This is a genomic window from Sphingobacterium corticis, assembly GCF_042684745.1.
GTDB classification, from domain to species: domain Bacteria; phylum Bacteroidota; class Bacteroidia; order Sphingobacteriales; family Sphingobacteriaceae; genus Sphingobacterium; species Sphingobacterium corticis.
Window position 1 is genome coordinate 1,138,924 of sequence record NZ_JBHUMA010000006.1, and the last position, 12,282, is coordinate 1,151,205.

The window sequence follows — 12,282 nt, forward strand, 5'->3', positions numbered from 1 at the left end:
TTCCAATGGTTTAAAAACAAGCAAGGATTATTACGATAGATCAAAACCCGCATTAAATTCCCATGGCCCACCTTTATAAATCCAAAGATCAATCCCCGTGGCCTGGATTGTAAAGGGTACAAATTCATGATTCAGGATTTCAAATAAACGCTTAGATACTTCTGGTGTCGCTTTATTTTGTATGGTGATATGAGGCTTGAAACGTTGCTGATCTTGCGGAATCAGACAATCAGAAAAATGGGAAGAAAGTTCCTGATGAAGATGTAATAACTCTTCCGACTCAATAGTATACGCCACGCCCGAACCTAAATGCATCAATCCGTTTACTTTCATATCAAACCGATCCATTTTAAGCTGCTGCAAATTTTGAAACGTTCGTGGATGATCTGGCAACTGATGAAACAGTGTCAAGTGCGCCTGCAGAAAATTTCTTTCGCGCGGAAAATGTTCCTCTCGTAATCGATTGAAGAAAATTTGACTTTCTTTATCCAAACGCAAGGTCAATATATAAATCACCTTGTCCTTCGTTAAACTCATAGAAGTTGCCACATTTTATAATTTATAACCGTCAATACATTTTGTCCAACGACTTACACATTTAACGTTTATTCAAGTCGCTGTCCATCCCGTTTTATTTAGTCCTTATGCGAATAGGTCCTTTGATTCGATCTACCTGAATAACTTCGCCCTTCTGCATGATTTCGACACAACCTCTTTGATGCAGCTGAATAGCCACATCTACTACGTCATCCATATGCGCTTTCCAATCTGCAGGATACAACTTGCGTGCAATCTCTGATGGGCATATGCTTTTGTTCTTCCCACGCTCTTGTGTAATGGACAGAATCGCTTCAGAAATGGTGGATTGATCTTGCATAGCGTACCAACAGTTTTTTCGAATACCGGTTTTATTCAAACAAAATTTCGTCGTGCTCGATAATTCCGAATTCATTTAATTCAAAACAGGAACACGAGCAAGATGTTTCATGTTTAGGTAAACTAAGACTGAATGTTGAAGATAATGTTGACCATACTGAATTTTCATAACTTCTAGCGTTTACCATACATAAATCTGAAAACATACAATACATATATTTAGATGAATACACCCGTTCCCGAATATTTAGCCGATCTTCTTCGTAATTGCAAAGCCTTCGAAGGCGGCCAACTCGCCACTTACATACCAGAATTAGCATCCGCAGATCCAAATAAATTGGCCGTTGCATTGACTACTTTAGATGGAATAATCTATACGGCGGGCGACGATGAGTACGAGTTTAGTATCCAATCCATTTCCAAAGCATTCGCTTACGCATTCGTAATCGAAGAATTAGGATCAACGGTCGTAAAAGAAAAAGTCGGTGTAGAACCGTCCGGAGAAGCATTTAACGAGATATCATTGGATCAAACGGAAGAACGGGCAAAGCCCAAAAATCCAATGATCAATTCGGGTGCAATTACGGTACATTCTTTAATCCCAAAAACGACCCGTGCAGATAGAGCAGAAACAATTCGCCAATTTTTCAGCAAGCTAGCCGGACGGGACCTTTCTTTTGATCTTTCTATTTATGAATCGGAAAAGGACACCGCATTTAGAAATTTGTCAATTGGCTATTCCCTTCGAAACCTCGACGTTCTAGAAAGCGATCCCGTTGAGATTGTGGAAAGTTACATTAAACAATGTTCTATCAATGTTACCGTAAAAGATTTGGCAAACATGACCAGTGTGCTAGTTAACGACGGTGTATTACCTACAACTGGAGAGCGAATCTTGAGCCGTCAAACGGTCCGCCAGGTCCTTACTGTCATGACCACTTGCGGCATGTATAATGCAGCAGGCAATTGGCTAGCGAACGTGGGAATTCCTGCTAAAAGTGGCGTTTCCGGTGGGATAATCGGCGTGTTACCCGGACAGGTAGGTTTAGCGGTCTTCGCCCCAAAATTGGATCAGTATGGCAACTCTGTTCGAGGGATAGATATCATGCAGCAAATGTCGAATGACATGGGGCTTCATTTACTAGAAGGCATTCCATCATCGCGCGCAATTATCAATGATCAAGATATTAAAGAAGTGGAGGCCGATGTGAAAGTCTATAAATTGCATGGCGTATTACAATTTTCCGAAGCCGAAAGGCTTCTTCGAAAACTACAAGAGGAAAAACGCGGAAGCAATTCGATTGTATTCGATTTAAGTCACATATCCCTTGTTAATAATGTTGGTCGCAGGATGCTTTTAGATGGAATTGATAGACTTCGGGCGGACGGCCATCGGGTAGCACTAATAGATCCTGAACAAATCCTGCCAAATGCAAAAACGAATCTAGATTTCGAGCCAAAAATTTACCATGAGATTCAAGAAATATCTAAAGAAAAAGCATGATGCGTCGGTTAATCTATCTTTTATTCCTTTTATTGATGGTTGCCTGCAATCAATTGCGGCCATTGCTTCATCACTCAGAGCGAGGTAAATATGAAAGTAGTTTCCGCGGAGATGATAGCTTATTCTCACTATGGAAAGCATCATACGATAAAGCAATGAAAGATCCGCTTCCTATAGTGCTACCTTACGTAGCTACCATGCAAATTTCCGATGCCGCCAGTTCGGCTTTAGTTTATAAGGCATACCTAAGACAAGGGCAAAGACTTATTGCTGAATTGACGAAACCATCTGATAGTACGCACCTTTTTATGGAGTTTTCGAGCATGGAAGACACCGCTGCTCATAAGCTGATTGCAGAACTCAACAAGGATTCAAGCACTTTATCCTGGGTCACTGATCGAGATGATAGTGTACGCATAAGTTTGCAACCAATGATCGCCGATTCGGCAGTATATCATTTAAAAATTTATCTACAGCCAGCATATCATTTTCCTGTGTTAGGAAAGAACAATTCTGCTATCCAAAGTTTTTGGGGTGCAGATCGAGATGGCGGCGTGCGGCGTCATGAAGGCATTGATATTTTTGCAGCTAGCGGAACGCCAGTCTTGGCGGTAGCCGACGGTCGTGTTGGCTTCGCTGGAGAGCGAGGAAAACTCGGAGGTAAGCAAGTTTGGCTACGTGAGAAGCAATTGGGCTTTAACGTGTACTATGCTCATCTTGATAGCATTGCCATAAATAGCAACGCTATGGTTGAGTTAGGAGATACACTAGGATTTGTAGGTAATACCGGAAATGCTGCAGGTGGGCCGCCACATTTGCACTTTGGCGTTTATGGAAATCAAGGAGCGGTAGATCCGCTGCATTTCGTCAAGCAATTAAATACGCCGAGTACAAAACAATACCAAATTCCGGTTTACACGAAACTTCCGAAACGGACACGACTACACGATGGTCCAAGTAATAGTAGTCCTGTTCGATTACAGCTGGAAAAGGGTGAATCCATCAAAATTATGGCAAGATCAAACAATTGGTTGCACATTATAGCTAAAGATACGATAGCTGGATTTATCGCAATGTAGTAATCGTGCTGCCGGATGATTGATATAGATCAACTTAATATGATCGTACCGATGTTTTATCCATAAGCGCAATTATAACACCCATTCTTTAACGCATAAACATTGCGGTATTTAAACTTGCTTTAATAATTTCATACCAAATCCTGGTGACGATGGAGGAATCAACTTTCCATTTTTCAGCTTATAGCCGGACAAATCTACATCGTCTGAGGTACTGGCAACTCCTTCAATAGTGACCACATTACCTAACCCTCCAGCTAAATGCGCAATGTAATGCGTTTTCAAGAGTGAACCCCAAGCGTGTGGAGAAGCATGCGTGTTTGTCTTCTGTAATTTTGGAATCAAATTTCGCCAATTCGTGAAGCCTAATTCCTCAATATCTGTTAAATGTACATCAAGTAATTTCCTATTGATGAGTTCGTTTAAAAACTGTTGATCCGCATTTGCTTCTCCGTCGGCCAATAAAACATCCAATCTTTGCTCTTTCACATATCCTCTAAGCTTCTCGTATTGCGCGATCGTTTCGTGAAAAGGTTCCTCGATCCAAAACAAGGAAACACCTGCAATTCCCTCTAAATATTGAATAAACTGATCAACGGAGAAACCATTGTTACCATCCACCAATATCCCGCAATCAGGAAATGCTTGCGCTACCTGCTTTGTCACCTCTATATCGCGTGCCAACCCTTCTTGGAAAGGCATCCATTTATGTCCTCTCCCGATTTTCAGCTTAAACTGTCGGTAGCCGAGATCATAATCGTACTGACATTCCCTTAAGATTGTATCAACCCCTCCCGGCTTATCAGTTGGCTCCAAATCATCAAAATAAATCATTCCGCTATAGCAATCGGTAATAATAGGCTCGGCTTTACCCAATAACGCGTAAACGGGCTTTTGCAATATTACACCTGCTAGATCGTGTAACGCTATATCGAAAGCAATTAAGGTCGGGTCGCCAATACCCCCTTCGGTAGTAAAAAGATCGGAAACGCTATTGCCAATAAGCCGATCAACCATCTTTTCTGCGTCGGAGCGGCTCCCTCGCAGCGATCCCCATCCCATTGCTCCTCTGTTGGTGTGTATTATACAAATATCAACCTGTGGACCGTAACCATGTAGATCCAATCTCGCGTTTTTACCTACAAGCCTCGGATACTGAAGTTTCACATTCGAAAATTGGATTTTCTCAATAACGTGCTCCGATAATTCGGTATAGGAATTACCAATCTTTTCAAAGAACTCCCTACCGTAAGCGTTTCTATGTAATAATGTGCTGGACAAGGCGCCGAGACCTAAGGCTTTTAAAAAATGATTACGTTTCATGGCGATAATAGTTAGTGGTGTATTTACACCTTTCAATGTGTGTTTTCAATCCAGCTGCTTGCCCCCATTAGCTAAAACCTTTTATCTATCTAATGTTAAATATTCGTCGCGTAGAAAAAACGAACAGTAATGCGGTAATGGATTGAATTTCAGTTTATAATATCTGATAAAGATAGCAATTTATTGCAAATCGACAATTTTATTGGAGACAAAACTCGGCACTGGCTAACCTTATATACCAACCCAACGTTAATTAACAAAAAAAGGAAGCCGAAGCTTCCTTAGAAAATATAAATATGTATTTCGTGTGCTAATAACCCTGGTTCTGCTTAAGCTTAGGGTTTTTAGTAATTTCTGCGTTCGGAATAGGAAATAGCGTACGGCTTTGTGCATTTGCGTGCGGGCGATGATTAAACCACGATTTAGTTTGAAATACACCAAAACGAATGATGTCCTGTCTCCTACGCGCTTCCGCGGAAAATTCCCATCCCAGTTCGTCTAAAAAACGACCAAAAGTAATATCTGCGCCGCCATTTGCTCCACCGACTGTCCCATCTTTCGCCTGCAACCCATAATTGTATCTGCTTCCTTGTAAAAGTTCCGCCCCGGAAACATTCGCTTTTTCTGGATGTTCGCGAAACGCACGTTCTCGAACTTGACTGACCAACACCGCAGCTTCATCGGCTCTACCTAAACGCAATAGCGCTTCGGCTTTCATCATCAACACATCCGCGTAACGAAACATTGGATAGTCGTTGTCAAGATTGTTGGTAGCTCCTTGTTTTACGGCATATTTTCCAATTCGGTAACCGCTGTTCGACGGTGCAATCGTACCATCACCGCCTATTCCGGGAACTACTTTCGAATAGGTAATTACAACCGCTCCCGTCGCTGCACTCACTTGTGGGCCTTGTATCCATGTATCGTACAAACGGCTGTCGTCGGTATCGTAACTATCTATAAACTGCGGAACAGCACAATTTCCACCCCACGGCCCTGCCGCCATCCCATAAACCAACCGGCTTAGTGGATCGAGCGTTTTCATGTGAATTTGATTTCCGTGGCCGTACACTTCATCGTAAGGAATTGCAAAGATAATTTCAGGTGATGACTCATTCGTATGAGAAAAAACTGCTTTGTAATTTTCGTCCAAACGATATTGGTTGCTCGAAATAATATCGTCGGTTTCCTTAATTACCTTATCCCATTCAGCGGTGCCGATATATACCTGTGCATTCAAATACACCTTAGCTAACAAGGCCTTTGCGGTCCATAAATTTACTCTTCCATACATCGAACGAACATCTTCCGACAAGTTTGGCAGAGCTTCCGTCAGTTCTTTAACGACAAAATCATATACTTCCTGACGGGTGCGCTGTTCGGGCAAATCTGCATCACGATAATCGGTTACAATCGGCACATTTCCGTGATTATCTAACAATAGATAATACGCCATAGCGCGTGTGGCGCGAAGTTCAGCTAGCGCCACAGCGCCAACTTCTTCCGGTAAGGCCAAAGAACCGTCTTCGATTTGCATAATTACCATATTAACTTTGGTAATGGTGGCATATGCCTGATTCCACGTGTTATAAGGTTGCCACTGTTCGGTATTCCACGTGTGTTGGTGCATGCGACGATATGTTCCTGCGTCGTCCCATCCATTCGGCCGAACGGGCGTGATGATATGGTCAGCACTTTCCTCTTGTAAATCAAAGTAACCCTGCCAACCAAACATCAAGGCACGAAAAGACGCATAAGTTGGGGCTAAAATAAAGGGTAAATCCCTTTCCGTCGGATTAACGGTATTGCCCAACACTTCTGAATATACTTGTTCATGCAGATCCGTGCACGCGGGCGCCAATGTGAACGATGTTAACATGAGTGCCCAAGTTGCGATAGATGAACGTTTAAACTTTTGCATAATTTTTATGTTTTTGGAGCTTAGTTGCTCCGTTCATACTTAATAAGTAAAGATCAGCTGACTAAAACCGTACATTTAGTCCGGCAGTGTACGTACGCACAGTAGGGTAGCGATCGCGGTGTTCTATTCCTGGTGCAAACTGAAAATCACCTTCGTAGCTAGTAGCTTCTGGATCTAAACCTTTGTAACCTGTGATCGTAATAAGATTCAAACCTGAGATATAGATCCGAAGACTTTTGATGCCTTTGATTAATTGTTTATCGAAGGTATAGCCGATCGTTGCGTTATCTAACTTTACAAAATCACCGTTTTCAATATAATGCGATACGTAAACCAAATCATTATTTAATATGCGTCCATAAACAGGATCATACGATGATCTTAGCGCATTATATGTCGTATTGATGGGATTTTCATAGTTCATTCTGGTCATGTTCAGAATCTGGTGACCGAAAGCACCGCGCCAGTTTAACGTTAAGTCTAGATTGCCGTACTGAAAAGAGTTATTCCAACCGATATTAAAATCTGGAATACCGTTTCCGTAATACTGTCTATCTTCTATCGTAGCATCCTGAATAGGGATAACAGCACCATCACGGCCTTCCACCAACCACTTCCCTGCTTCATCCACACCGACGGTTTTTAGCACGTAGAAGTCGCCAATACTCCGACCAACTTGTACGCGATGCGTAAAGGTTTGAATTGGTTCTCCCGTATATCCCGTATCAAAGAAGGATTGCGTAACGCCGAAACGATCATTGGAAAGATTAAGCAACTTATTTTTATTGGTGGAAAACACGAAGCTTGTTCGCCAGTTCAAGCGTTCCTTCTTTAAAACATCAACGTTTACCAAAGCTTCAAAACCGCTGTTCTTCATTTCCCCTGCATTCAAAAACATCGTTGAGGTAAGATAAGGAGGAACCGGAACTTCAAACATGTACAGTAAATCTTTCACGTTTCGTGAATAGTAATCAAAAGCTCCATAAACGCGGTTATTGAATAAGCTAAAGTCGGCACCGATGTTGAACTCATTCTTACGTTCCCAGCGTAAATCCGGATTGAAATTCCTTGCCGGCACGAATCCCGGAACCCACGACCCATTGATATAGGCACCTTGCTCAAGCGTATAATTGTAGCTAATTTGTGAGTTGTAAGGGGATGCGGCAATGGTTCCGGTAACACCGTATCCGGCACGCCATTTCCATTGATTAATTACTTTTTGACCAGCCATAAAATCTTCTTTGGCCATATCCCAACCAACTTGAACTGCCGGGAAATTACCCCATTTATTATTCTCGCCAAAAGTGCTGGAACCTTCGCGACGAATACTTGCCATCGCTAAATACTTTTCCTTGTAACTATAATTGGCCCGAGCAAAATAACCGATCAGGGTTGACTCTTGCTTGTAGCTCTGCATCGTTGCTAATCCATTTTGCAATGCCAGCCCAGATTCAAGCTTATTATAGCTGTACTGATCCGTCGGGAAGTTAAAATTGTAGACATTAAAATTTTCAAACATATTTCGCTGCCAACTGTAGCCAGCTAATCCTATAATTCGGTGATCACCAATGCTTTTATTATAATTTGCAGTAATCTCCATCAGATTTTCTACACCAGCTTGTGTCCAGCGCGTAGCGGTACCATTTAAGTTATTTTTAGTGGTGTTTACGTGATCAAAAGATGTAGCCGTTCCGGTTAAGTCGTTGTCTTGAACACGAGAAAACAATGCTTTAAAACTTAAATCCGTTGTCGGTCTGTAATCTAAGGATCCATTCATCCGCGTTTCACGAAACATCCGATCATTGGTGGTTTCATGAATCATTCCCAACGGATTGTCATACATATAGGCATTACTTTCTTGCCATTTTCCATTATCATTATAAATGCGATCCGTTGGATTTCGAATCATAGCTTGGCGCCACATGTAGTCGGAGCTTCCGCCCTGCTTGGCAGATATCGTATTGCTAATGATTTGCATTCGGCTACGTAATTTCCCATCGAACATATCGTGATTCAAATCTGCACGAACATTCAAACGCTCCTGCCCGCTTCTCAGCAAAACACCGCCCCAATCTCTGTAGTTAACAGATCCTGTAAAATTTGTCCTCGAATTTCCTCCGAACAAGGTCAAGTTATGATTGTGGCTGAATGGATTTTGTGTTACTTCATCAATCCAATTCGTGTTATGCCCTAAATCTTCGTAGTTTTTGCCCTCCGCAATTAATCTTCGGTAATCTTCGGCTGTCAACAAATCGGGCACGCGGAAAAGTGTTTGTAAACTTGCGTAGTTGTTGTAGTCAATACTTGTCCGTCCGTCGGTCGATCGGTTTTGCTTCGTGGTAATAAAAATAACGCCCCCGGTTGCGCGCGTTCCATAGATAGCGGCTGCAGAACCGTCCTTCATTACATCGACAGATTCAATGTCTTCCGGTGCCACGGAATTAAACTCTCCCGGCACACCGTCGATAATTACCAACGGATTTACCGCACCTTGAATTGAATTTAAGCCCCGTAGATTGATTTGCGTAGTCGCATTTGGATTGCCGCTCGGCGTGGTAATGCGCAAACCGGCAACCTTTCCTTGGATTAATTGACCAGCATCAACTACCGCACCCTGATTGAAACTTTCTGATTTCACGCTGGCTACGGAACCCGTGGTTTCCCCTTTCCGCTGCGTTCCGTAACCAACCACAACAACTTGTTCCAATTCTTCGGAGGATGTTTGTAACCGAACGGTCAAGGTTGTTTGATTGGTTAATGTTTGAGTGAAAACCAGGTGTCCTACCGAATTCACTGTGATGATCGCGCTTGGCGTGTAGCGCAAAGCGAATTGACCATCTTGATTGCTAGAATACTTCTCTTGAGAATTGCTTAATGAAATGGTTGCGCCTTGAATCGGATTTCCCGATTCATCAACGATTTGCCCAGTGAGTGAACGCTGCTCTTGAGCATATGAAAAACATACATTAAACAATAATAAAAGAAGCACGTAATGGAATCTTCTCATAATTTATGTAATTAGTTATTATTGTTACTGGGCAAGTTAATAGGTATAATTAGCATCGATCAGTCAAATTTTAACACGAATCAGTCGTATTTTGACTAATAATTGTCAATTTGACAATCTTTTTCAATATTTGAAAAAAATCAAATTATGACGCAACCAAAATATGTGATCGGAATCGACTTCGGAACGGACTCGGTACGAGCCGTTTTAGCCGATACTGCTGACGGCAATGAAATCGCTACGTCAGTATTCGAATATCCGCGGTGGAAACAAGGTTTATATTGCGATGCCAAAAATCATCAATTTAGACAACATCCGTTAGATTATATCGAAGGACTACAGTCGGTTATTTCAAATTGCGTACAAAAAGCGGGAAAGGAAATTGCTGATCGCGTTGTGGGCATATCCGTAGATACCACGGGCTCTACGCCAATAGCCGTAGATAAGAACGGTACGCCTTTGGCCTTGCTACCAGAATTTTCCGAAAATCCGAATGCGATGTTTGTATTATGGAAAGATCATATGGCCATTCAGGAAGCGGCCGAAATCAACGAACACGCAAAGCAATTTGACATCAATTACTTACAATACGTTGGCGGTATTTACTCTTCGGAATGGTTTTGGTCGAAATTGCTACATGTTTTTAGGAAGGACGAACAAGTTAGATCGGCTACATATTCTTGGGTAGAACATTGCGATTGGATTCCATTTTTATTGTGCGGTGGCGATAATGTAAAAGATATAAAACGCGGCGTTTGTTCGGCCGGACACAAATCGCTATGGTCGGAAGCATTCAACGGATTTCCGCCGAATGAATTTTTTGCATCCTTGGATCCGCTGTTGGATGGATTTACAGAAAAGCTTCCGCAAGAAACCTATACAGCTAACCAGGCTGCAGGTAAATTGAGCGCTCATTGGGCGAATCAATTAGGTTTGTCGACCGACGTTCTTATCGGAATCGGCGCATTCGATTGTCACATGGGTGCCGTTGGTGGTCAAATTGAACCTTACTATTTAAGCAAAATCATCGGTACATCTACATGCGATATTTTAGTCGTTCCAAAAGAGGAAATGCACGACAAGCTCGTCCACGGAATTTGCGGACAAGTAGATGGTTCAGTAATCCCGGGAATGATCGGCTTGGAAGCTGGGCAATCGGCTTTTGGTGATGTGTATGCTTGGTTTAAGCGACAATTAACTTGGCCGCTAAAACAGATAGCCGCTCAGAATAACTTGCTTAGTTCGGAACAAATAGAGGCGATCGAAAATCAAATCTTATCTACTTTGAGCGAACGGGCAGCCGAGATTGTTCCAAGGGAAAATGATGAGTTGGCATTGGATTGGTTTAATGGCCGACGTACACCCGACGCCAACCAGCGCTTGCAAGGCGCAATCACCCGTTTGGATTTGGCTTCTGATGCGCCGCACCTATTCCGAGCTTTAGTGGAAGCAACTGCGTTTGGCGCAAAGCGGATCGTCGATCGATTCATTGAACAAGGTATTCCGGTAAAAGGCATTATCGCCCTCGGTGGTATTCCGCGTAAATCCGCATTCATTATGCAGATGATGGCCGACGTAATCGGCATGCCGATCCGCGTTCATCAATCCGAACAGACTTGTGCTATCGGTGCGGCTATGTTTGCGGCGACGGTAGCGCGCGTATTTCCTACCCTGGAAGATGCGATGAAGCAGATGGGACAAGGATTCGACAAAGAATACATCCCCAATCAAGAGCGGACTGGTATCTACGCAAATCGATATGCGCAATACATCGCTTTAGGTCAATTCACCGAACAACAAACCATTCAACCCTAAATCGACACCAACCATGTCTACATCCTACAAAAAAATTCAGCAGGAAGCTTACGAAGCTAATATGCGTCTACCAGAATTGGGGTTAGTGTTATTTACGTTCGGCAATGCGAGCGTCGCTGACCATGATCGAGGCGTATTTGCCATCAAACCGAGCGGTATTGATTACAACGATTTGACCCCTGATAAAATGGTAATTGTCGATTTCGATGGACAAACCGTGGAAGGTGAATCGAGACCATCATCAGATACGAAAACACACGCCGTATTATACAAACATTGGCCAAAAATTGGGGGCATTGTTCATACGCATTCACAATACGCGACCGCTTGGGCACAAAGCCAACGCAACATTCCGATTTATGGCACCACGCACGCTGACCATTTAACAACAGATATTCCCTGTGCGCCACCAATGGAAGATGCGATGATCGCGGGAAACTATGAATACGAAACCGGCTTTCAAATTCTTAATCATTTTGAACAACAAGGGCTTAACTATGAAGAAGTAGAAATGATTCTTGTGGCTAATCACGCTCCTTTTACGTGGGGAAAAACAGGCGAAAAGGCTGTTTATAACAGCGCTGTATTGGAATACGTAGCTAAAATGGCGCTATTTACCGAGCAAATCCAACCCAATGCCGATCGCATGAAAGATGCACTTATCAAAAAGCATTACGAGCGAAAACATGGTCCAAATTCGTACTACGGGCAGTAATTAGCATTGAGATGTTAGACGTGCGTAGTGCGTAGTGAGATT

General features: G+C 42.7%; 9 protein-coding genes. 4 read left to right on the top strand and 5 right to left on the bottom strand.

Annotated features, from left to right (window positions below):
- Window positions 1-30: 30 nt before the first annotated feature.
- Together ACFSQ3_RS10890 and ACFSQ3_RS10895 are read right to left on the bottom strand one after the other, a co-directional pair.
- Window positions 31-537 carry a 2'-5' RNA ligase family protein gene (locus ACFSQ3_RS10890; RefSeq protein WP_380869576.1) on the bottom strand — a complete coding sequence of 169 codons (507 nt, stop codon included), beginning with the start codon at window positions 535-537 and terminating at the stop codon, window positions 31-33.
- Window positions 538-631: 94 nt separating this feature from the next.
- Entirely contained in the window at window positions 632-877 is a 246-nt protein-coding gene (locus tag ACFSQ3_RS10895) for a DUF3253 domain-containing protein (protein WP_380869577.1), read from the bottom strand.
- 222 nt (window positions 878-1,099) lie between these two features.
- Here ACFSQ3_RS10895 and ACFSQ3_RS10900 point away from each other — a divergent pair, with 222 nt between their 5' ends.
- Together ACFSQ3_RS10900 and ACFSQ3_RS10905 are read left to right on the top strand one after the other, a co-directional pair.
- Window positions 1,100-2,380 (top strand): glutaminase, encoded by a 1,281-nt coding sequence (locus tag ACFSQ3_RS10900; protein ID WP_380869578.1) that lies wholly within the window; start codon window positions 1,100-1,102, stop codon window positions 2,378-2,380.
- Window positions 2,377-3,459, top strand: coding sequence for a peptidoglycan DD-metalloendopeptidase family protein (locus ACFSQ3_RS10905; RefSeq protein ID WP_380869579.1), 1,083 nt, complete (start codon window positions 2,377-2,379; stop codon window positions 3,457-3,459). Before ACFSQ3_RS10900 ends, ACFSQ3_RS10905 begins: the two co-directional genes overlap by 4 nt.
- Before the next feature lie 111 nt (window positions 3,460-3,570).
- On the opposite strand, the gene ACFSQ3_RS10910 is transcribed toward ACFSQ3_RS10905, so the two are convergent.
- The 3 genes from ACFSQ3_RS10910 to ACFSQ3_RS10920 form a co-directional block, all read right to left on the bottom strand.
- Window positions 3,571-4,782: an enolase C-terminal domain-like protein gene (locus tag ACFSQ3_RS10910; RefSeq protein ID WP_380869580.1), complete on the bottom strand. Its 1,212-nt coding sequence runs from the start codon at window positions 4,780-4,782 to the stop codon at window positions 3,571-3,573.
- A gap of 310 nt (window positions 4,783-5,092) precedes the next feature.
- The gene (locus ACFSQ3_RS10915; protein WP_380869581.1) at window positions 5,093-6,703 is read right to left on the bottom strand and encodes a RagB/SusD family nutrient uptake outer membrane protein; all 1,611 of its coding nucleotides are present in this window, start codon (window positions 6,701-6,703) and stop codon (window positions 5,093-5,095) included.
- A gap of 61 nt (window positions 6,704-6,764) precedes the next feature.
- The gene (locus tag ACFSQ3_RS10920; RefSeq protein ID WP_380869582.1) at window positions 6,765-9,710 is read right to left on the bottom strand and encodes a SusC/RagA family TonB-linked outer membrane protein; all 2,946 of its coding nucleotides are present in this window, start codon (window positions 9,708-9,710) and stop codon (window positions 6,765-6,767) included.
- A gap of 147 nt (window positions 9,711-9,857) precedes the next feature.
- Here ACFSQ3_RS10920 and ACFSQ3_RS10925 point away from each other — a divergent pair, with 147 nt between their 5' ends.
- On the top strand, window positions 9,858-11,525 hold the full coding sequence (locus ACFSQ3_RS10925) for a ribulokinase (RefSeq protein ID WP_380869583.1): 1,668 nt from the start codon (window positions 9,858-9,860) through the stop codon (window positions 11,523-11,525).
- Between the two features lie 13 nt (window positions 11,526-11,538).
- A complete protein-coding gene (locus ACFSQ3_RS10930; RefSeq protein WP_380869584.1) occupies window positions 11,539-12,240 on the top strand; it encodes an L-ribulose-5-phosphate 4-epimerase in 702 nt (233 codons plus the stop codon).
- The last annotated feature ends 42 nt before the right edge of the window (window positions 12,241-12,282 follow it).